A 20,032-nucleotide genomic window follows, 5' to 3' on the forward strand; every position below is an offset into this window, starting at 1 on the left:
CATCCGGTTTATCACGATCCTCAGCCACGATTCCGGAGTCATCATGCTCACCCCGTGCCCTCACTGTCAGCAACTGCTCACTTACAGCGAACAACGCTTCGACTGCCCGCACTGCCAGCGTCATTTCACCGCGCTGGCCTGCTGTCCCGACTGCCAGCAGCCGCTGCAGGTGCTAAAAGCGTGCGGTGCCATAGATTATTTCTGTACCCACGGTCACGGCCTGATCTCCAGCAGGCGCGTGCATTATCGCCCGGAAGACGTCATGGAATGAGGGTTTGCGATAGCGCGAAGTGGTGCTGGCTGCTCGCTTCGCGCTGCGTTTGTAGCAAAAATGCTATTGCCCAGTAACTACCGCGTTATGGATGTTCACTTTTAATTGTACCGGATGGTACAATCCTGCCCGCCTTGTCGCGAATGCCAGCGGATGTTGATCCTGCGGCCTCGCTCACAAGCGCTGCATAACGGGCGTAGCTCCCGTACCAACAGATATAAAATAAAGCGTAACGGATAACTTCCTGTTCCTGCTCAGTCAGGAAGACATTGACCGGCTGCTCCCGCATTCCGGCCGCCACGCGTTATTTTTTCAGGAGAGTTTGTGTTATGGCAGAAAATTCCGCTCGTCCCGGTAAAGGGTTGAGTCTCTGGTCCGTGTTATTCGGACTGGTCCTGCTGGCGATCGGCCTGTTCTTCGCGATCGGTGGCGGTAAACTGGTGGCCCTGGGCGGCAGCTGGTACTTCCTCATTGCCGGTATCGTCATGTTACTGTCGGCGATTCAGTTCTTTCGCCGTAAATCCTCGGCGGTTACGCTGTTCATTCTGGTCTTCGCCGGTACGCTGATTTGGGCGCTGTACGATGCTGGCTGGCAGTTCTGGCCGCTGGTGTCGCGCCTGATGGTGCCGGCTGGCCTGATGGTGCTGGCGTTTATTACCTGGCCGGCGCTGCGTAAGCGTGAAGGCAAGGCCTCGCTGGCGAAGCTTTCGTATGCGCTGTCGGCGGTGATTGCCGTTGGTATGGTGGTCACCTTTGTCCAGATGTTCCAGCCGCATCCGACTGTGGCTTTCACCGGCAAGCAGCTGCCGCTGATCCCGGTAGATAAAAGCAAACCGCAGCAGGACTGGAGCAGCTACGGCCGTACGCCGCAGGGTGACCGTTTTGCCGCTATCGACCAGATTACCCGCGACAACGTGAAAGACTTGCAGGTTGCCTGGACGTTCCATACCGGCGACACGCCGATCAGCCCGACCGGTAACGGTGCAGAAGATCAGGAAACGCCACTGCAGGTGGGTAACACCCTGTATCTGTGTACGCCGCACAACAACGTAATTGCGGTGGAAGCCGATAGCGGTAAGCAGATCTGGAAGCGCGAAATCAATGCGCAGGCGCAGGTGTGGAACCGCTGCCGTGGTCTGGCGTACTTTGATGCCACCAAACCGGTACAGCAGCCAACGCAGCCGGGCTCCACGCCGGTGCCAGCGGTAACGCTGGCGGCGGGCGATAGCTGCCAGCGTCGCATCCTGATGAACACTATCGATGCGCGTCTGATTGCCATCAACGCCGATAACGGCGAGCTGTGTGAAAACTTCGGTAACCACGGTGTGGTCGATCTGAAGCAAGGTCTCGGCAGCGCGCCGGACCCGCAGTATCAGCTGACCTCGCCGCCGCAGGTAGCGGGCACCACGGTCGTGGTGGGCGGTCGCGTCGCGGATAACGTACAGACAGACATGCCTGGCGGCGTTCTGCGTGGCTTCGACGTCATCACCGGTCAGATGCGCTGGGCGTTTGACCCGGGCAATGAAGATCCAAATGCCGTACTGATGCCAGGTCAGGATTACACCCGCAGCACGCCAAACTCATGGGCGCCAATCTCTTACGATCCGGCGATGAACACCGTGTTCCTGCCGATGGGCAGTTCGTCGGTGGACCTGTGGGGTGCCAACCGTACCGCGCTGGATCACAAATATGGCGCGTCGGTGCTGGCGCTGGATGCCACCACCGGTAAAGAGAAGTGGGTGTATCAGACGGTCCACAATGACCTGTGGGACTTCGACCTGCCAATGCAGCCGAGCCTGGTGGACTTCCCGATGAAGGACGGCACCACCAAACCTGCGGTGGTGATCGGCGGGAAAACCGGCATGATCTGGGTGCTGGATCGCCTGACCGGCAAGCCTTTGACCAAAGTTGAAGAGCTGCCGATGCCGCAGGGCCATATCCCGAACGAGCAGTACACCAAAACTCAGCCGCACTCGGTAGAAATGCCAAACATTGGCAATCAGAAACTGACCGAGTCAGACATGTGGGGCGCCACGCCGTTTGACCAGCTGGCTTGCCGTATTGCTTTTAAAGGCATGCGTTATGACGGCCTGTTCACCGTGCCGGACACCGATGTTTCGCTCAGCTTCCCGGGCTCGCTCGGTGGCATGAACTGGGGCAGCATCTCGTTCGATCCGAACAACCAGTACATGTTCGTTAACGATATGCGTCTCGGCCTGTGGGTGCAGATGATTCCGCAGGACACCACCAAATCAGCTGCCAGCAACGGCGGTGAAGCCATCAACACCGGTATGGGTGCGGTACCGCTGAAAGGCACGCCGTATGCAGTAAACAAAAACCGCTTCATGTCGCCGCTGGGCATTCCATGCCAGGCACCGCCGTTCGGTACGCTGTCGGCCATCGACATGAAGACCCGTCAGATTGTGTGGCAGGTGCCGGTGGGTACGGTGCAGGATACCGGTCCGTTTGGTATTAAAATGCATGCGCAGATGCCGGTCGGTATGCCGACGCTGGGCGGTACGCTGGCAACGCAGGGCGGTCTGGTATTTATTGCCGGCACCCAGGATTACTACCTGCGCGCCTTTGATAGCTCAACCGGTAAAGAAGTGTGGAAAGCACGTCTGCCGGTGGGTAGCCAGGGCGGACCAATCAGCTATGTTTCGCCGAAAACCGGCAAACAGTACATCCTGATCTCCGCAGGCGGTGCGCGTCAGTCGCCGGATCGCGGTGATTACGTGATTGCTTACGCGCTGCCCGACAGCAAGTAAGCCGCAGTAAAAGAAAGGCCGACATCATGATGTCGGCCTTTTTTATTAACCGTCCGTGGCGTACTCCTTCCTGTAAGGATCCTTACTTACTTCTGCTTAGAGGGGCGACGGCTTTTTTGACCTCCTTTTCTTCCAGCTTCCCTGGCTCTCTCAGGATCGTTCCTGAAATTGCCCCCACTGACTTTGCCGCCCGCGCTACCGGCTTCCCTGGCGCGCTCCGGGTCCTCTGCAAAGTTCCCGGCACCGCCTCGTTGCTTGGTTTGTGTCATAGCAGAGACCTCATCTAAGGGTATTTTCTTTGATGTGGACTAGCTAGCCACGTTATCCAGTATAGTCAGTTAGTTACGGCGATGCTGTGGGAACTGTCTAAGTTATTCTTCGCCATCGCGCCACAGCGCCTGCAGTTCAGGAGGCGCAACGTTTTCCGGAATCAGAATCACAATCGTTCCGGCTTCGCGGTGAGTTGCGTAGCTAATCTGGATGCGGAAATAGCGCTGGTCGCCGCGCCCGATGCTGGCGGCCTGTTCCTCCGGCTCGCCGAGTGGCAGCGCCTGCTCCAGCACGTTGCACACGCGCTGTTTTTGCGGTTCCGGCAACTGCGCCAGCGCAAATCGCCGCTCGCTGCGCAGGCCGGGGATAAATGCAATGCCGCCTTCACGCGCCAGCTCAATGATGGCGTCATCGGTCAGCTGAATATTCACCTTACACCTACCTCGTGCCACGCGGACTGGATCGCCTGTGCCACCGTATTATCAAAACGTTTTGCGGCATGCTGTACGGTAAAGCGCGCAAAGGTGCTGAAGTCGGCATCCTGCGGTAGTTCCTTGTCGCACAGCGTGTCGTACCATGCCTGACCGGCCCGTTCCCAGGCAAAGCCGCCCAGCGCGGTCGCCGCCAGATAGAAGGCGCGATTGGGAATGCCGGAGTTAAGATGCACGCCGCCGTTGTCTTCGCGCGTGTCGATATAGTGATCCATATCGGCAGGCTGCGGATCTTTGCCGAGCAGCGGATCGTCATAGGCGGTACCGGGCGCGGACATCGAGCGCAGGCCGCTGCCCTTAATACCCGCCGCCAGCAGCCCTTCGCCGATGATCCAGTCGGCCTGGTCGGCGCTTTGCTTAAGGTGATACTGCTTCACCAGCGAGCCGAACACATCGGACATCGATTCGTTGAGCGCACCTGCCTGCTGGAAGTAAATCAGCCCGGCTTCGGTTTCGGTCACGCCGTGCGTCAGCTCGTGCGCGACCACATCGATGGCAATGGTAAAGCGATTGAAGATCTCACCGTCGCCGTCGCCAAATACCATCTGCTGGCCATTCCAGAAGGCGTTCTGGTACTCCTTGCCGTAATGCACGGTGCCATCCAGTTTCAGGCCTTTGTTGTCCAGCGAGTTGCGCTGGTAGATCTGCCAGTAGAAATCATAGGTGATGCCGAGATAGTTCCACGCTTCGTCGGCGGCGACGTCACCGTTACCGGGCTGGCCTTCTTCACGGATCAAGGTGCCGGGCAGATTTTGCGTATTACCCGCGTCGTAGATAGCACGCAAAACACTGCCGGGCTGCGCGGTGCTGGCTGCGCTGGCGGTGTGAGGATGTTCCGCCATCAGCTGTTGCACGTGGGTGAGGGTGCGCCGCGCGTAATCCTGCTGTGCGCCGGAACAGTTATCGATGATGTTTCGCAGAATATACGGAGGAATAACGCTGTAAGGCATGTCGGACTCCCTGACGGATGGGTATGTCAGAAAGTATAGACCCGCTTATCAATCGCGCGCCGCTGCGTCTGCAGCACGCGCGATTTACGGGGGGTTATCAACCATTTATGCGGCTGAAAAGATTATCACGCCTTACGGCTGCGCGTCTTCTGTGGTTGTAACGCCGTCACCTGACTCTCCACCCAGCCATCATCCAGCCGGGTACGCAGCAGATCGCCGGTATGCAGCTGACGGGTCTTTTTCACCACCTGGCCCTGAGCATCGGTGGTGACGCTAAAGCCGCGCGCCAGCGTCGCCAGCGGACTCACGCCTTCCAGCTGTGCTGCCAGCGTACCAAAACGCTGCCGGCTGTGATTGAGCTGTTTTTCCATGCCCTGCTGCAGCCGGTAGTGCCACTGCTGTAACTGCTGCTGAGCGCGCAGAATACGTCCCTGCGGCTGCTGGGATTGCAGGCGCTGCAGCAGGCGATCCTGCTGGCGATGCGCCAGGCGCAGCCGCTGATCGGCCGCTTCCTGCAGACGACGCTGCAGCTGGATCAGCGTGGTTTGCTGGCGTGCCAGGCGCAGCTGCGGATGCTGCTGTTGCAGACGATGCTGCAGCCGGGTGAAGCGGCGCTGCTGCTGCGCCACGTAATAGTCCATCGCCATCTCCATGCGCTGCTGCTGAGACTGCAAACGGCGCAGCAGCTCGATCTGGTTGCGGCTCACCAGTTCGGCAGCGGCAGAAGGCGTCGGCGCGCGCAGATCGGCAACAAAGTCGGCGATGGTGACATCGGTTTCATGCCCAACGGCGCTGACGATTGGCAGGCGGCTGGCAAAGATGGCCCGCGCCACGCGCTCGTCGTTGAAGCTCCACAGATCTTCCAGTGAACCGCCGCCGCGACCGACGATCAGCACGTCGCACTCGTCACGCTGGTTGGCCAGCTCGATGGCGCGCACGATGGCGGCGGGCGCATCAACGCCTTGCACTGCGGTTGGATAGATCACCACCGGCAGCGAGGGATCACGGCGATGCAGCACGCGCAGCACGTCGTGTAATGCCGCGCCGGTGGCGGAGGTGATCACGCCCACCTGGCGCGCCGGCTCCGGCAGCGGTTGTTTAAACTGCTGGTCGAACAGCCCCTCCGCCGCCAGCCGGGCTTTCAGCTGCTCAAACTGTTGCTGCAGCAGCCCTTCACCGGCCGGATGCATGCTTTCGATAATCAGCTGATAGTCGCCGCGCGGCTCATACAGCGTGATGCTGGCACGCACCAGCACCTGCTGACCGTGCTGCGGGCGAAAGCTGACGCGTCGATTACTGTTGCGGAACATGGCACAGCGCACCTGCGCGCCATCGTCCTTCAGGGTGAAGTACCAGTGACCGGAAGCGGGCTGAGTGAAATTGGAAATTTCAGCGCTGAGCCACACCAGGCCCATCTCATTTTCCAGCAGTTGACGCACCGTGGTGTTCAGGCGGCTGACAGTAAAAATATTGGCGGTTGGCGGTAGCGACATGTGATGAGGATCAAATTTCAAATCAGAGGGTTAATTAACCGATACTACATGCCTGCCCCGGAGGATCAAGACTTTTTCCGAAAAAACACTGGAGGCAACCGATTTCGGCCTGTATAATGCCGCGGCAATATTTTATCTGTTTTAAACGCCCCAGGTGGAGATATTGCAATGTTAAGAATCGCGAAAGAAGCCCTCACATTTGACGACGTCCTGCTCGTTCCCGCTCACTCCACTGTTTTACCCAACACGGCCGATCTCAGCACCCAACTGACCAAAAACATCCGTCTCAACATTCCTATGCTGTCTGCAGCGATGGACACCGTGACCGAAGCCGGTCTGGCGATTGCGCTGGCGCAGGAAGGCGGTCTGGGCTTTATCCACAAAAACATGTCGATTGAGCGCCAGGCGGATGAAGTTCGCAAGGTGAAAAAACACGAAAGCGGCGTCGTAACGGAGCCACAGACCGTGCTGCCAACCACCACGCTGGCCGAGGTGAAAGAGCTGACCGAACGTAACGGCTTCGCCGGTTACCCGGTGGTTAACGCCGACAACGAGCTGGTGGGCATCATTACCGGTCGTGACGTGCGCTTCGTGACCGATATGACGCTGCCGGTGACCGCGGTCATGACGCCGAAAGAGCGCCTGGTGACGGTGAAAGAGGGTGAAGCGCGTGAAGTCGTGCTGCAGAAAATGCACGAAAAACGCGTCGAGAAAGCGCTGGTTGTTGACGACAGCTTCCACCTGCTGGGCATGATTACCGTTAAAGATTTCCAGAAAGCCGAGCGTAAACCTAACGCCTGTAAAGATGCGCAGGGTCGTCTGCGCGTCGGTGCCGCGGTGGGTGCCGGTGCCGGCAACGAAGAGCGCGTTGATGCGCTGGTCGCTGCGGGCGTTGACGTACTGCTGATCGACTCCTCGCACGGCCATTCCGAAGGCGTGCTGCAGCGTATCCGTGAAACCCGCGCAAAATATCCGGACCTCGAAATCATCGGCGGCAACGTGGCGACCGGTGCAGGCGCACTGGCGCTGGCTAACGCGGGCGTGAGCGCGGTGAAAGTGGGCATTGGCCCGGGCTCCATCTGTACTACCCGTATCGTTACCGGCGTTGGCGTACCGCAGATCACGGCGGTATCCGACGCGGTTGAAGCGCTGGAAGGTACCGGTATTCCGGTCATCGCTGACGGCGGTATCCGCTTCTCTGGCGACATCGCCAAAGCCATCGCCGCGGGTGCGTCGGCGGTAATGGTTGGCTCCATGCTGGCCGGTACCGAAGAATCGCCGGGCGAAATCGAGCTCTACCAGGGCCGTGCGTTCAAATCCTACCGCGGGATGGGTTCACTGGGCGCGATGTCCAAAGGCTCGTCTGACCGTTACTTCCAGAGCGATAACGCCGCCGACAAACTGGTGCCGGAAGGTATCGAAGGGCGCGTTGCCTATAAAGGCCGCCTGAAAGAGATCGTGCACCAGCAGATGGGCGGCCTGCGCTCCTGCATGGGCCTGACCGGTTGCCCGACCATCGACGATCTGCGTACCAAAGCCGAGTTCGTGCGCATCAGCGGCGCCGGCATTAACGAAAGCCACGTACACGATGTGACCATCACCAAAGAGTCACCGAACTACCGCATGGGTTCATAATCCCGTAAGATTTCCCGCCCGGTTCCAGCCGGGCGCTTTTATTATTAAGTCCATCCCAATGGAAACGCCTCAATGACGACTGAAAATATTCATAAACATCGTATTTTGATCCTCGATTTTGGTTCTCAGTATACGCAGCTGGTCGCGCGCCGCGTGCGTGAGCTGGGCGTCTACTGCGAACTCTGGGCGTGGGATGTCACCGAAGAGCAAATCCGCCAGTTCAACCCGAACGGCATCATCCTGTCCGGTGGTCCGGAAAGCACCACCGAGCACAACAGCCCGCGCGCGCCAGAATATGTGTTCAACGCCGGTGTGCCGGTGCTGGGCGTGTGCTACGGCATGCAGACCATGGCGATGCAGCTGGGCGGTAAGGTTGAAGGCTCGAACGAGCGTGAATTTGGTTATGCGCAGGTTGAAGTGACAACCCCGAGCGCGCTGGTGCGTGATATCGAAGATGCCATCAGCGCGGCGGGCAAACCGCTGCTCGACGTGTGGATGAGCCACGGTGACAAAGTCACGGCGATCCCGGCAGACTTCGTGACGGTTGCCAGCACCGAAAGCTGCCCGTTTGCCATCATGGCCAACGAAGAGAAGCGTTTCTACGGCGTGCAGTTCCATCCGGAAGTGACGCACACGCGTCAGGGCCTGCGCATGCTGGAGCGTTTTGTGCGCGACATCTGCGGCTGTGAAGCGCTGTGGACGCCAGCCAAAATCATCGAAGATGCGGTAGAGCGCATCCGTGAGCAGGTGGGTGAAGACCGTGTGATTCTCGGCCTGTCCGGCGGCGTGGACTCATCCGTGACCGCGATGCTGCTGCACCGCGCGATTGGCGAGCGCCTGACCTGTGTGTTCGTCGATAACGGACTGCTGCGTCTGAATGAAGCTGAGCAGGTGATGGACATGTTCGGCGACCACTTTGGTCTGAACATCGTGCACGTTGCGGCAGAAGGGCGCTTCCTCGACGCGCTGGCGGGCGAGAACGATCCGGAAGCCAAACGTAAGATCATCGGCCGCGTGTTCGTGGAAGTGTTCGACGAAGAAGCGCTGAAGCTGACCGACGTGAAGTGGCTGGCGCAGGGCACCATCTATCCGGACGTGATTGAGTCGGCGGCTTCAGCTACCGGTAAAGCGCACGTGATCAAATCGCACCACAACGTGGGCGGTCTGCCGAAAGAGATGAAGATGGGCCTGGTTGAGCCGCTGAAAGAGCTGTTCAAAGATGAAGTGCGTAAAATCGGTCTGGAACTCGGCCTGCCTTACGACATGCTGTACCGCCATCCCTTCCCGGGCCCGGGTCTGGGCGTGCGCGTACTGGGTGAAGTGAAGAAAGAGTACTGCGACCTGCTGCGCCGTGCTGATGCCATCTTTATCGAAGAGCTGCGCAAAGCCGATCTGTACAACAAAGTCAGCCAGGCCTTTACCGTGTTCCTGCCGGTGCGCTCCGTCGGCGTGATGGGCGATGGCCGTAAATACGACTGGGTAGTTTCCCTGCGTGCTGTCGAAACCATCGACTTCATGACGGCCCACTGGGCGCACCTGCCGTACGACTTCCTCGGCCGCGTCTCCAACCGCATCATCAACGAAGTGAACGGCATTTCACGCGTGGTTTATGATATTTCAGGTAAACCGCCTGCGACGATTGAGTGGGAGTAACGCCCGCACTGGCAACCGCCAGCACCTGAAGCCTCAAAGCCCGCGTAACTGCGGGCTTTTTTATCCTGCCATCTTTCGCATCGCCCGATCCGCGCAGAATTCAGATACAGCGCCTACAGCCGTGCCGCCTGTTGTTCAATAAATTCTCTGAACCACTGCTGGGCGGGATGCGCGTCGCTGCGCCGGTGCCAGATCAGGTTGAACACCATTTCGGGCAACGACAGCGGGGGAGGGAACAGTACCAGCTGGCGACTGGCCTGCGCATGCAGCGCCACGCGCTTCATCACGGTCGCCGTCATGTGGGTTTGCGCCACGATAGACGGCACCGTAAACATCTGCTGGACCGTCAGCCCCAGCCGGCGCTTTTTACCCTGCTGCGCCAGCACCTGATCAACCAGGCCGTACAGTTCACCTTCCGGCGAGACCAGAATATGCGGCAGCGCCAGGTAGCTCTCCATATTCATGCCGCGTCTGGCCGCCGGATGGTTGCTGGCGACGATGGTGACGAATTCGTCGCGCAATACCGGCCGGGAGATGATGCGGCTATCGCTGTGGGTAGGCATGACGCCGATGGCGACATCAATCGCGCCGGCATCTAACAAATCGACCGCGTGATCGCGGTTGGTAAACGCCTGCACATTCAATGACACGCCGGGGGCGACGTCCTGTAGCGCCTGCATTAACGAAGGCAGCAACACGAAAGCCGGATACTCCGACACGCCCAGTTTGAAGTTTATTTGCGCTTTTTCCGCTGCAAATGCGGGCTTTGCCACCAGCGTCGCTTCGAGCTGGCGCAACGCCCCGGCGATGGGGCCGGACAGATCGCGCGCACGCGCTGTTGGCAGTAAACCCTCCGCGCTGCGCATGAACAGCGGGTCACCGAACAGGGTGCGTAACCGTGACAAAGCGGCACTCATCGCCGGCTGGCTGACGCCCACCTGGGTTGCCGCCCGCGTGACGTTGCGCTCGTTCATCAGCGCGTCAAAAGCCACTAACAGATTGAGATCGATGCCATGAAAATCCATACAGCAAATAATCACTCATATTGAATATTTGTTGGACGAATTTTAGGGCGCTGCGCAAAATTCCACAACCAACCCCCACCTGAAAGTGAATAACGATGAATCCAGCAGCAGAATCAGAATACGTACAACGGCTCAAAATTGAACGACAGGCGGTAGAGACGCTCTATCAGGCCTTCAGCGACAACAACCCCGATCTGGTCGATAGCGTGCTGGCTCCGTCATGGGAAGACATTCCGCTGGCGCCAGGACAAGTTGCCGGACCGGAAGGCATCAAGCCGATCATTCGCATGCTGGCGCAGGCTTTTCCGGACGTGCAGATCGTGGTGCATGACATGATTCAGGAACCTGGCCGCATCGCGGCGCGGGCGGAAATCAGCGGCACCCATCTCGGCGAAATTTTCGGTATCGCGCCGACCGGCAAGAAAGTGAGCTTCCGTCTGCATGAGTTCCATGCGCTGGAGGACGGCCGTCTGATCACCACCTGGCACATGGAAGATTGGTTTGGCCTGTTCCTCCAGCTTGGCCAGTTTCCGCCACAAGCCTGAATCAGACCGGAGAGTTGATAATGAAAGCAGCATTGATTGATACGTTTGGCACCGCCGATGTGCTGACGATTGGCGAACGTCAATTACGCGCCGCCAGTCCGGATGAGGTGACGGTGCAGGTTGAAGCGGCGAGCGTTAACCCGCTGGATGTGAAAATCATCTCAGGGCACATGCAGCAGGTTTTCCCGGTGGATCTGCCTTACGTGCCGGGCATGGATTTCTGCGGCGTGATTACGGCAGCTGGCGAGCGCGTGAGCCATTTAAAACCGGGCGATCGCGTGTTCGGGCGCACGCCACCGGGTGCAGGCGGGGCTTTTGCACAAAGCCTGGTAATCGCCGCCGATGACGTATGCCTTGTCCCGGCAGCGATGAGCGCCGAACAGGCCGCGGCGCTGCCTACCGCGTTTGGCTCCGCGCAGCAGGCATTGTTCGATGTGGGCCAGCTGCAGCGCGGCGAGCGCGTGCTGATTCACGCCGCAGCGGGTGGCGTCGGCAGCATGGCCGTCCAGCTGGCGCATCAGGCGGGCGCTTATGTCATCGCCACGGCATCGGCGAAAAACCACGCGCTGGTGACCAGTCTGGGCGCCGATGAAGTAATTGACTACCGCACGCAGGACTTTGCAGCGACGCGCGATATCGACCTGGTGATAGACAGCGTCGGCGGCGAAACGCTGAGCCGCTCCTGGTCCGTGCTGCGCGCCGGCGGGCGCATTGCCACGCTGGTGGAGTTTGGCATCACGCCCGTCGGCAGCCAGCACGGCGAGTTTGTCTTCTTCGCCAGCGCGACGCCGTATCTTGCCCGGGCGAGCAGCCTGTTCCAGGCCGGGCAGTTACAGATCATCACCGACGCTATCTTTTCGCTGGATGATGCACGCTCCGCACTGGAGAAGGTGGCGACCGGCCATGCGCGCGGCAAAGTGATTATCCGCGCCAACCCTTAACGCCCGGCGTCATGTCGCAGTAAAAACGCGCCCGCTACCCCGCGGGCGTTTGTTTACCGGTCTGTCGCAGGGGATAAGGATGTGTTAATAATCTGGCGTTAACGGCAGAGGCTTCAGGAGGAAACGTGCTGTTTAATCTCAGAGCCGCGGGCAAGCGCGCACCACCTGGCAAACGCTCGCTGACATCCATCATCATTCTCTATCTTGCGATGCTGTGCGGTACGGCTTTTCTCGCGTTTCTGCCGCTGATCTGCGCGATGGGCGCCGGATATGTCGCCAGTCTGGCGGGCTGCCAGCTGGACGAAGGCAACGTGCATCCCTGTTACATCCTGGGAGAAGATCGCGGCCAGTTGCTGTATGAATTAGGCGTCATGGGCTGGTTCCTGCTCGGCACCATTCCCCTGGGTGGGATACTGTTTTTACTCGCGACGCTCACCTTCATCGTTCAGCTGGTGGGCTATTACCGGCAAACACGCGCTGAGGATAATCGGTAATTTGCGTCAGCTCTGTTCCGCACAAATCTCCAGGCAAAACCCGAGAAATGCCTCCACCGCCGCCGGGGCCAGACGGCGCGAAGGCCGGGTGATAAACAGCGGATAGGTTTCGTCAGGCCAGTCGGGGAAAAGTTCGACCAGTTCACCGCTGGCGATCAGATGTTGCACGCTCAGCGCCAGCACCTGGGCTACGCCGGCACCGCCGACGCACGCCTGTACCATTAAATCCGGATCGGTGGTGGTCAGATGGCCGTGGGTGGCGACCGTCAGCCGCTGCGTGCCACGATGAAACTCCCAGCTAAAGGGCTTATTGCTGCGCGGATCGATGTATTGCAGACAATTGTGCTCAGTCAGCTGCTGCGGCTGCGTCGGGCGGCCACAGCGCGCCAGATAGTCCGGGGCGGCCACCGTCAGGACGCGCGTTTGTAACAGCAGGCGTGAGGTCATGGTGGACGGCGGCTGCGGCCCGAAACGCACCGCAACATCAATACCTTCTGCTACCAAATCGCCCACATCGGGCTGCTGCAAAATCGTCAGTTCCAGATGCGGATAACGGGCACGCAGCAGCGGCAGCTTTGCCGCCAGCACATAGCGGGAAAACAGCGGATTGAGGCTCACGCGCAGCGTACCGCGCACCGTCACGGCGGCGCCGGAAACGTAGTTTGCTGCTTCTTCAATCCCTTCCAGATGCGGCGCCGCCCGCTCATACAGGCTGGCACCTTCGCTGGTGAGATGCAGGGTGCGGGTGGTGCGATCCAGCAGGCGCACGCCGAGACGCTGTTCCAGTCGTGAAATCGCCCGGCTGACGCCCGAGGCGGACAACCCTAGCACCTCACCGGCGCGGCTGAAGCTGCCGGCTTCAACCACGGCTGCCAGCACGCTCATGCCGGATAATAGTCGGCCATCAAAACTCATCCTGTTCTCCATCTTTGATTTTTAGCAAAGATCATTTGCCTGAGCCTACCTTTATCAAAAATGCGCTGCAACTTATTGTGTGCTCCGAAACGCGACCGGCACTGACCGCCGGATTCCTGATCCCTTTTGAGGAGAATGTTATGACTGTACGGCGCACCCTTTTTAAAGGCGGCACTATCCTGACGCTGGACGCCAGCGTGCCCGACCTCGTCTGTGGCGATGTGCTGATTGAGGACGAGCGTATTGCCGCCGTGGGGGAAAACCTTTCCGCCGATGATGCGCAGGTGATTGATGCCCGCGGCCATATCGTGATGCCTGGCCTGGTAGATGCGCATCACCATATGTGGCTCGGTGCGATGCGCCGCCTGATGCCCAACGTTGACGACCTGTTTGTCTATATCGATGTGGTGGCAGAAACGCTCGGCGCGCATTACCGTCCGCTGGATATGTACCTCAGCACCCGGCTGACGGCGCTGGCATGCCTGGATGCCGGCATCACCACGGTGATTGATGCCTGCCACAGTTCACGCAGTCCGGCGCATACCGATGCGGCGCTCGATGCGCTGCAGGAGAGCGGGATTCGTGCGCTGCACATGGTTGGCGCAGCAATGGATAAGCAGGCTTCCAGCGATCATCTGCCGGGCGATCTGGCCCGTCTCGCCAGCCGCTGGAATCACGCCGGCAGTCGCGTGCAGGTTGGCCTGTTTGGTCAGCTCAATCTGGCGTGGTGGCGCGTGGCGCGCGAGCTGGATATGCGCATTCTCACTGAGTTTATTGGTGACCTGGCGCAGCTGCCGGCGGAGTTTGCCGAAGCCGGCTTGCTGGGTCCGCACAACATTTTCAACCACTGTACGCGCGTACCGGCGCACACCTGGCAGCAGCTGGCGGACGCGGGCGTCAACATTACCGTGAATCCGCGTTCGGATGCGCTGTTTGGTTTCGACGACGACAGCTTTGCCTGGCAGCAGGCGGTCGATCGCGGAATGACGCCGGCGCTTGGTATCGATCTCGATACCGCCTTCGGCAGCGATCTGTTCGGTGAAATGCAGGCGCTGTTTAACCAGCAGCGCTCAGCGATGCGCTATCGCCGCTTCCGGGGCGAAAGCGACGCACCGGCACCGATTAGCGTGGAAGCCGTACTGCAGTCGGCAACGATTAACGGCGCGCGTGCGGCCGGGCTGGAGCAGCAAACGGGCACGCTCACGCCAGGTAAACAGGCCGACGTTATTATGCTGCGCACCGATGGTATCGGCGTTTTCCCGCTGACCAGCGTGACGGCAACGGTGGTGCAGGCGGTGCAACGCGCCGATGTTGATACCGTGATGGTGGCGGGTGAACTGCGTAAACGTCATGGTCAGTTGCTCAACGTCGATGTGGCACAGCTGAACGCGGAAATCACCGCTTCGCGCGACTATCTGCTGAATGCCAGCGGCTATCACCATCCTTTGTTTGCCTGATTTTCCGCAGCGCGGCGGCCTGCCGCGCTGTCTGTTCATTTATGGAGGCTGTTATGTCTGCATTAAGCGCGCAGGCTGAAGCTGCGCATTTGTCGCGACCGGCGACCGGCGTGATTGCCGCGCTGTTTTGCGGTTATCTGGCGGTCGGCTTGCCGCTGCCGGTAATCCCGCTGTTTATCCATCAGCATCTCGGTTTCAGCAACCTGTGGGTCGGGCTGGTGATCGGGATACAGTTTGTTGCCACCGTGCTGACGCGCGGTTACGCCGGTCAACTGACCGATCGTGTTGGCGGTAAGCGCTCGGCGCTGCAGGGCGCGGCGGTGTGCGCGCTGGCTGGCGTGCTTTACTGGCTGGCCGCACTGCCGAGCTTTTCACCGGCGGTCAGTCTGGCGCTGGTGATTGCCGGACGGCTGGCGGCGGGCATGGGCGAAAGCCAGTTCGTCACCGGCTGCGTGGCCTGGTCAATCGCCTCGGTCGGGCCACAGCGTGCCGGTCTGTCGATGTCCTGGACCGGTATCGCCATGTTTGCCGCGCTGTCGCTCGGTGCCCCTGCCGGTATGATGCTGTATCAGCACGTCGGCTTAGCGGCGGCAATGCTGGCCTGCATCGCGGCTCCGCTGCTGGCGGCGCTCATCGCCACGGCTGCCAGCGGTTATCGCGTGGTCGGGGGAACACGTTTGCCGTTCTATCGGGTGATTGGCCGCATCTGGCGTGAAGGCTGTGGCCTGATGCTGCAGGGCGTCGGACTGGCCGGCCTGACGGCCTTCGCCTCGCTCTACTTCGCCGCGCGCCACTGGCAGCTGGCCGGCTGGGTGATGACCGCGTTTGGCATTGGTTTTATCGCCGTGCGCCTGGTGCTGGGACATCTGCCGGATCGCATTGGTGGCTACCGCGTGGCGGCTTATTCACTGCTGGTGGAGGCGCTGGGGCAGATGCTGCTGTGGTTTGCGCCTGACGAAACGCTGGCGCTCACTGGCGCGCTGATTACCGGTCTTGGCTGTGCGCTGATCTTTCCCGCCCTCGGCGTGGAGGCGCTGAAGCGCGTGCCGCCGGCCAGTCGCGGCAGCGCCATGGGCGCCTTCGTTGCTTTTCTCGACATCGCTTATGGTATTTCCGGACCGATTGCCGGTGCCATCGCCAGCCACTTCAGCTATGCCGCCGTCTATCTGTTTGGTGCGGCCTGTGCGCTGCTCGGTGCGCTGCTGGCGCTGACATCGCGCGCCGCTTCACTTCACGCTTAAGGAGTTTTCCATGTCACGTATTTTTATTTCCGGTTCATCCACCGGCCTCGGGCTGATGGCGGCTGAACTGCTGGTTGAGCAGGGCCATCAGGTGGTGCTGCACGGACGCAACGCCGCGCGTGCCCGCGCCGCGCAGGAGGCGCTACCGCAGGCTGAAGCCGTGGTCAGCGGCGACGTGATAACCATCGCCGGCGCCCGCAGTGTGGCGCAGCAGGTTAATGCGCTCGGCAGATTTGATGCGGTGATCCACAACGTGGCGGTTGGCTATCGCGAGCCTTATCAGTTAACCGCAGATGGCCTGCCGCATCTGTTCGCCATCAACACGCTGGCACCCTATATTCTTACGGCGTTGATTGAACGGCCGCAGCGGCTGATTTACCTCAGCTCCGGCATGCATCATCATGCCGAAGCTAACCTGTATGATATTTTGTGGCGGCGGCGGCGCTGGCACGCTTCGCAGGCTTATGCTGAGAGTAAACTGCATGATGCCATACTGGCGTTTGCCATCGCCCGGCGCTGGCCGCAGGTATACAGCAACGCGCTGGAGCCAGGCTGGGTGCCGACCAAAATGGGCGGTGCCGGGGCACCCGACGATCTTGATCAGGCGCATCGTACCCAGGTGTGGTTAGCCACCGCCGATGAGGCGCGGGTCAGCGGAGAGTATTTTTATCACCGTCAGGCGCTGGCGGCTAATCCGCAGGCGCGCAATCCACGGCTGCAGCAGCAGTTGCTGGCGATATGCGCCGATATCAGTGGTATCGCCCTGCCTGACTAAGGAAAAATCAGCTGACCGAGCACCGCAACGCATTTTTTGTCCACCGCATAGTTGGTGAATACAGACGCTACCGTTTCGGCGCATCATGGCGGGAGCGTTTTTTCACCACCGGGATGCCCATGCATGTTGCCTGTTAAAGCTGTTTTACTCTCTTTTCTCTGTGTGGTGTTACTGTCGCTGGCGGCCAGCCTGGCGCAGGCGACGCGCAGCGGTGAGTTCACCACCGAACGCGGTGGCTGGGCGACGGCGCGGCGTGATTCGGCCGGGCTGGCACCGGATCCGCAGCGCTTCGCCAGTGAGGCGATTGTGCAGGTGTATGCTGCGCCGACCTACGGCTGGAAAGGCGCGGTGGCCGTGCATCCGTGGATTATCTTTAAGCGCGCCGGAGAAACCCGCTACAACCGTTATGAGGTGATCAGCTGGGGCAGCGGCGATAAAGTGCGGCGCAACAGTAATCTGCCGGACGGCTACTGGTACGGTGCGCGTCCGCGTTTGCTGGTGTCACATCGTGGTGCGGCTGCGCAGGCGATGATCCCGCAGATTGAAGCGGCGATTCAATCCTATCCGTGGCCCAACACCTATCATGCGTGGCCGGGCCCCAACAGCAACACCTTCCTCGCTCACATTGGCCGTGAAGTGCCGGCGCTGAAGCTCGATTTGCCCGCCAATGCCATCGGTAAGGATTTCCGTTCGCTGCTGCATCCGCTTGGCCTGCCGCCATCCGGGCGCGGCGTGCAGCTGTCGCTGCTCGGCGTGCTGGGCGTCACGCTGGGAGCGGAAGAGGGCGTGGAGGTGAATCTGCTGGGACTGAATCTGGGGCTAGATTTCACCCCGCTGCGCCTGCGGCTGCCGTTTATCGGCGGGGTGGGGCAGGATAATTTACAGAAGGATAAGCCCTGAGACAGCGCCGCGCCGCGACAGTATCGGTTCGCGGGCGGCGCGGGCTCGCAGCCGTTAACAGACGCCGAAATCCCCGTCTTCATGATAGAGATTGACGCTGTCGGCCTTCACCTCGATCTCTTTTTTGATCGGATCGTCAACGCGGGCGCACCACAGCGTATCGCCCGCAACGCGCAGCACCTGCATTTTTGGCCCACCAGTTTTCGCCTGCACAAAATCATCCACGTTAAACATCACTGCTCTCCAGCTGATTAGGGATCAACGCTGATTGTAGCTGCGCTTTAGTGGCCGTGCAGCAGAAACAGCGTGGCCAGACCGAGGAAGATAAAGAAGCCGCCGGTATCGGTGATGGCGGTGATCAGCACGCTGGAGCCGACCGCCGGGTCGCGTTTGAGTTTGGTCATAATCAGCGGAATCAGCACGCCCATCAGCGCCGCCAGCAGCAGATTCAGCACCATCGCCAGCATCATCACGCCGCCCAGTTGCAGGTTGTCGTACATCAGCCAGGTCACGCCGCCCATGATGCCGCCCCAGAACAGGCCGTTAAGCAGCGCCACGCCGAGTTCGCGCGCAATCAGAAACGAAAAGTTGCCGGGTTCAACCTGATGCAGCGCCAGCGCGCGCACGATCATGGTGATGGTCTGATTGCCGGTGTTACCGCCAATGCCGGCGACAATCGGCATCAGCGTGGCCAGCGCCACCAGCTGCGAAATGGTGTCCTCAAACAGACCAATGACGCGCGAGGCGATAAACGCCGTACACAGGTTGACGGCCAGCCAGGTCCAGCGCTTTCTTACCGCTTTGCGCACCGGTGCAAACACGTCTTCACCCTGGCTGATGCCGCCCATCTTACGGATGTTGCTTTCGTTCTCTTCGTTCACCAGGTCAATGACATCTTCCACGGTGATACGGCCAATCAGCTTGCCTTTAGCATCGGTTACCGCAGCAGAGATCAGGTTATAGCGTTCAAAGGCGCTGGCGGCCTCTTCCGCTTTGTCATCCAGCTGGAAAGTGGTGGGGCGCGCGTTCATCACCTCAGCCACCAGCGTTTTAGGCTTGTTGAGCAGGATATCGGTCAGCGCCAGTTCACCCAGCAGCTGATTGTGTTCGTCGGTGATGAAGATTTTATCGGTGCCGTCCGGCATGCTTTTGCGCTTGCGCAGAAAGCGTTGCACCGTCGCCAGCGTCACGTCTGAGCGCACGGTCAGGATATTGAAGTCCATCACCTGGCCGACGCGATCGCGATCCAGCTCAATCACGTCCAGCAGCCGGGCGCGCAGGCTGGGATCGAGCGTGGTGAGCAGGCGGCCGGTGAGATCGCGCGGCAGATAACGCGCCAGATAGACCTGATCGTCAATATCCAGCGGCTCGATGGCGCGCAGGATTTCGCGGTCGGTCATCTCTTCCGTCAGGCTGGCCCATACGGTTTCGGAGGCCTCCACCAGCACGCGACCGCGCTGCTCGTAAGGCACCAGCCGCCACAGCGCCAGACGCTCCTCTTCCGGCAGCGCTTCGAGAATGTCCGCGAGGTCGGCGGCGTGCAGCTGCGGCAGTTCATGCTCCAGCTGCTGACGCCAGCCGGTGATTTTGCGCAGTTCGGCGGCATTGAGGTCGACGGATTTATCCAGCAGCACATCGACTAAATCGTGCTCGCTGAGCAGAAGGTGCAGAATTCGCTGGCGGGTTTCTGATAGTTGTTGTGCGTGCGAAGCAGACATAACGCGTCCTTTGTGTCTGTAAAGTCAGGTCAAAGTGTAGCGCGTTGCGGGTAAAGTGGGCGTAACAAGCAGCATTGCCGCGGCGGACAATGTGATGGCAGAGCGACGATGACCCGCAAATTCCTTAGCGCGTCTCGCTGGTGCTCAGTGTGACCGGTTCAGGTGCGGCTTTCTTTTGCTGATGATGCTCGATGGCACCGGGAATAATGAAAATCAGACGGCCAACCAAAATAAAGAAACTGATCAGCAAAACAATGCGGGTCATGGTACCGGTTTTGGGACGTCTTCGTGCAGAGATGGCGCTATTCACGCGGGGTGGTTCCTGTCAAAGCCCGGCTGGGCGGTGGCAACATTTAGTCACAACCCGACCGGGAGGTCAACCGCTGCGTGAAAAATGAGCAGAAAAGGTTAAGATTGCCTTGATCGATATCAGCCGGCGGGCGAAGCGTGCGTCATCGACTCTGCAGGGGCGTCATTGATGACGACCGAA

At 59.9% G+C, this 20,032-nt stretch carries 20 protein-coding genes; 11 read left to right on the forward strand and 9 right to left on the reverse strand.

Annotated elements, in window-relative coordinates; all coding sequences use genetic code 11:
• The first annotated feature begins 43 nt into the window (after positions 1–43).
• Positions 44–271 (forward strand): zinc ribbon domain-containing protein, encoded by a 228-nt coding sequence (locus K7H94_RS05105; protein ID WP_088518031.1) that lies wholly within the window; start codon positions 44–46, stop codon positions 269–271.
• Between the two features lie 329 nt (positions 272–600).
• On the forward strand, positions 601–3,039 hold the full coding sequence (locus tag K7H94_RS05110) for a glucose/quinate/shikimate family membrane-bound PQQ-dependent dehydrogenase (RefSeq protein WP_021506565.1): 2,439 nt from the start codon (positions 601–603) through the stop codon (positions 3,037–3,039).
• A gap of 86 nt (positions 3,040–3,125) precedes the next feature.
• Here K7H94_RS05110 and K7H94_RS05115 read toward each other — a convergent pair whose 3' ends face one another.
• From K7H94_RS05115 to xseA, 4 genes are all read right to left on the reverse strand, one after another.
• Positions 3,126–3,308 carry a con-10 family general stress protein gene (locus tag K7H94_RS05115; RefSeq protein ID WP_071813581.1) on the reverse strand — a complete coding sequence of 61 codons (183 nt, stop codon included), beginning with the start codon at positions 3,306–3,308 and terminating at the stop codon, positions 3,126–3,128.
• 102 nt (positions 3,309–3,410) lie between these two features.
• Entirely contained in the window at positions 3,411–3,740 is a 330-nt protein-coding gene (locus K7H94_RS05120) for a protealysin inhibitor emfourin (protein ID WP_021314501.1), read from the reverse strand.
• Complete coding sequence (locus K7H94_RS05125; RefSeq protein ID WP_021506566.1) at positions 3,737–4,750, reverse strand: M4 family metallopeptidase; 1,014 nt, start codon at positions 4,748–4,750, stop codon at positions 3,737–3,739. The genes K7H94_RS05120 and K7H94_RS05125 overlap by 4 nt, the downstream gene beginning before the upstream one ends.
• Before the next feature lie 125 nt (positions 4,751–4,875).
• Positions 4,876–6,243: an exodeoxyribonuclease VII large subunit gene (gene xseA, locus K7H94_RS05130; protein WP_058770878.1), complete on the reverse strand. Its 1,368-nt coding sequence runs from the start codon at positions 6,241–6,243 to the stop codon at positions 4,876–4,878.
• Between the two features lie 168 nt (positions 6,244–6,411).
• On the opposite strand from xseA, the gene guaB reads away from it, so the two are divergent.
• Together guaB and guaA are read left to right on the forward strand one after the other, a co-directional pair.
• The gene (guaB, locus tag K7H94_RS05135; RefSeq protein ID WP_021506568.1) at positions 6,412–7,878 is read left to right on the forward strand and encodes an IMP dehydrogenase; all 1,467 of its coding nucleotides are present in this window, start codon (positions 6,412–6,414) and stop codon (positions 7,876–7,878) included.
• Positions 7,879–7,950: 72 nt separating this feature from the next.
• On the forward strand, positions 7,951–9,531 hold the full coding sequence (guaA, locus tag K7H94_RS05140; protein ID WP_021506569.1) for a glutamine-hydrolyzing GMP synthase: 1,581 nt from the start codon (positions 7,951–7,953) through the stop codon (positions 9,529–9,531).
• Positions 9,532–9,644: 113 nt separating this feature from the next.
• Here the strand turns inward: guaA and K7H94_RS05145 are convergent, their stop codons facing one another.
• Positions 9,645–10,556: a LysR family transcriptional regulator gene (locus K7H94_RS05145; protein ID WP_222951744.1), complete on the reverse strand. Its 912-nt coding sequence runs from the start codon at positions 10,554–10,556 to the stop codon at positions 9,645–9,647.
• Between the two features lie 95 nt (positions 10,557–10,651).
• Here K7H94_RS05145 and K7H94_RS05150 point away from each other — a divergent pair, with 95 nt between their 5' ends.
• The 3 genes from K7H94_RS05150 (at position 10,652) to K7H94_RS05160 (ending at position 12,536) form a co-directional block, all read left to right on the forward strand.
• Positions 10,652–11,101, forward strand: a complete 450-nt coding sequence (locus K7H94_RS05150) for an ester cyclase (protein WP_222951745.1) — start codon at positions 10,652–10,654, stop codon at positions 11,099–11,101.
• A 20-nt stretch (positions 11,102–11,121) separates the two neighbouring features.
• Positions 11,122–12,042, forward strand: coding sequence for an NADP-dependent oxidoreductase (locus tag K7H94_RS05155; RefSeq protein ID WP_215800755.1), 921 nt, complete (start codon positions 11,122–11,124; stop codon positions 12,040–12,042).
• A 125-nt stretch (positions 12,043–12,167) separates the two neighbouring features.
• Complete coding sequence (locus K7H94_RS05160) at positions 12,168–12,536, forward strand: hypothetical protein (RefSeq protein WP_222951746.1); 369 nt, start codon at positions 12,168–12,170, stop codon at positions 12,534–12,536.
• A gap of 6 nt (positions 12,537–12,542) precedes the next feature.
• On the opposite strand, the gene K7H94_RS05165 is transcribed toward K7H94_RS05160, so the two are convergent.
• Positions 12,543–13,451 carry a LysR family transcriptional regulator gene (locus tag K7H94_RS05165; RefSeq protein WP_136546898.1) on the reverse strand — a complete coding sequence of 303 codons (909 nt, stop codon included), beginning with the start codon at positions 13,449–13,451 and terminating at the stop codon, positions 12,543–12,545.
• Positions 13,452–13,591: 140 nt separating this feature from the next.
• Here K7H94_RS05165 and K7H94_RS05170 point away from each other — a divergent pair, with 140 nt between their 5' ends.
• From K7H94_RS05170 to K7H94_RS05185, 4 genes are all read left to right on the forward strand, one after another.
• Positions 13,592–14,908 (forward strand): amidohydrolase family protein, encoded by a 1,317-nt coding sequence (locus tag K7H94_RS05170; RefSeq protein ID WP_222951747.1) that lies wholly within the window; start codon positions 13,592–13,594, stop codon positions 14,906–14,908.
• 53 nt (positions 14,909–14,961) lie between these two features.
• Complete coding sequence (locus K7H94_RS22965) at positions 14,962–16,149, forward strand: arabinose transporter (RefSeq protein ID WP_245001400.1); 1,188 nt, start codon at positions 14,962–14,964, stop codon at positions 16,147–16,149.
• A 10-nt stretch (positions 16,150–16,159) separates the two neighbouring features.
• Entirely contained in the window at positions 16,160–16,924 is a 765-nt protein-coding gene (locus K7H94_RS05180; RefSeq protein WP_222951748.1) for an SDR family oxidoreductase, read from the forward strand.
• Between the two features lie 123 nt (positions 16,925–17,047).
• Complete coding sequence (locus tag K7H94_RS05185) at positions 17,048–17,824, forward strand: DUF3750 domain-containing protein (RefSeq protein WP_021506578.1); 777 nt, start codon at positions 17,048–17,050, stop codon at positions 17,822–17,824.
• A 54-nt stretch (positions 17,825–17,878) separates the two neighbouring features.
• Here K7H94_RS05185 and K7H94_RS05190 read toward each other — a convergent pair whose 3' ends face one another.
• The 3 genes from K7H94_RS05190 to K7H94_RS05200 form a co-directional block, all read right to left on the reverse strand.
• Positions 17,879–18,058, reverse strand: a complete 180-nt coding sequence (locus K7H94_RS05190) for a hypothetical protein (RefSeq protein ID WP_010617609.1) — start codon at positions 18,056–18,058, stop codon at positions 17,879–17,881.
• Positions 18,059–18,105: 47 nt separating this feature from the next.
• The gene (gene mgtE / locus K7H94_RS05195) at positions 18,106–19,542 is read right to left on the reverse strand and encodes a magnesium transporter (protein ID WP_021506579.1); all 1,437 of its coding nucleotides are present in this window, start codon (positions 19,540–19,542) and stop codon (positions 18,106–18,108) included.
• Positions 19,543–19,666: 124 nt separating this feature from the next.
• Positions 19,667–19,852, reverse strand: a complete 186-nt coding sequence (locus K7H94_RS05200; RefSeq protein ID WP_022548292.1) for a YfgG family protein — start codon at positions 19,850–19,852, stop codon at positions 19,667–19,669.
• Positions 19,853–20,032: the final 180 nt, after the last annotated feature.

Source organism: Pantoea dispersa (genome assembly GCF_019890955.1).
In the GTDB taxonomy this organism is placed as follows: Bacteria; Pseudomonadota; Gammaproteobacteria; order Enterobacterales; family Enterobacteriaceae; genus Pantoea; species Pantoea dispersa.

Bases quoted from the DNA above. Each gene is read 5' to 3' on its own strand.
- K7H94_RS05190 (WP_010617609.1), bottom strand. From the start codon at position 18,058: ATGTTTAACGTGGATGATTTTGTGCAGGCGAAAACTGGTGGGCCAAAA.
- guaB (WP_021506568.1), top strand. From the start codon at position 6,412: ATGTTAAGAATCGCGAAAGAAGCCCTCACATTTGACGACGTCCTGCTC.
- K7H94_RS05145 (WP_222951744.1), bottom strand. From the start codon at position 10,556: ATGGATTTTCATGGCATCGATCTCAATCTGTTAGTGGCTTTTGACGCG.
- K7H94_RS05125 (WP_021506566.1), bottom strand. From the start codon at position 4,750: ATGCCTTACAGCGTTATTCCTCCGTATATTCTGCGAAACATCATCGAT.
- K7H94_RS05155 (WP_215800755.1), top strand. From the start codon at position 11,122: ATGAAAGCAGCATTGATTGATACGTTTGGCACCGCCGATGTGCTGACG.
- xseA (WP_058770878.1), bottom strand. From the start codon at position 6,243: ATGTCGCTACCGCCAACCGCCAATATTTTTACTGTCAGCCGCCTGAAC.
- guaA (WP_021506569.1), top strand. From the start codon at position 7,951: ATGACGACTGAAAATATTCATAAACATCGTATTTTGATCCTCGATTTT.
- K7H94_RS05150 (WP_222951745.1), top strand. From the start codon at position 10,652: ATGAATCCAGCAGCAGAATCAGAATACGTACAACGGCTCAAAATTGAA.
- K7H94_RS05170 (WP_222951747.1), top strand. From the start codon at position 13,592: ATGACTGTACGGCGCACCCTTTTTAAAGGCGGCACTATCCTGACGCTG.
- K7H94_RS22965 (WP_245001400.1), top strand. From the start codon at position 14,962: ATGTCTGCATTAAGCGCGCAGGCTGAAGCTGCGCATTTGTCGCGACCG.
- K7H94_RS05105 (WP_088518031.1), top strand. From the start codon at position 44: ATGCTCACCCCGTGCCCTCACTGTCAGCAACTGCTCACTTACAGCGAA.
- K7H94_RS05115 (WP_071813581.1), bottom strand. From the start codon at position 3,308: ATGACACAAACCAAGCAACGAGGCGGTGCCGGGAACTTTGCAGAGGAC.
- K7H94_RS05110 (WP_021506565.1), top strand. From the start codon at position 601: ATGGCAGAAAATTCCGCTCGTCCCGGTAAAGGGTTGAGTCTCTGGTCC.
- K7H94_RS05180 (WP_222951748.1), top strand. From the start codon at position 16,160: ATGTCACGTATTTTTATTTCCGGTTCATCCACCGGCCTCGGGCTGATG.
- K7H94_RS05165 (WP_136546898.1), bottom strand. From the start codon at position 13,451: ATGAGTTTTGATGGCCGACTATTATCCGGCATGAGCGTGCTGGCAGCC.
- mgtE (WP_021506579.1), bottom strand. From the start codon at position 19,542: ATGTCTGCTTCGCACGCACAACAACTATCAGAAACCCGCCAGCGAATT.
- K7H94_RS05185 (WP_021506578.1), top strand. From the start codon at position 17,048: ATGTTGCCTGTTAAAGCTGTTTTACTCTCTTTTCTCTGTGTGGTGTTA.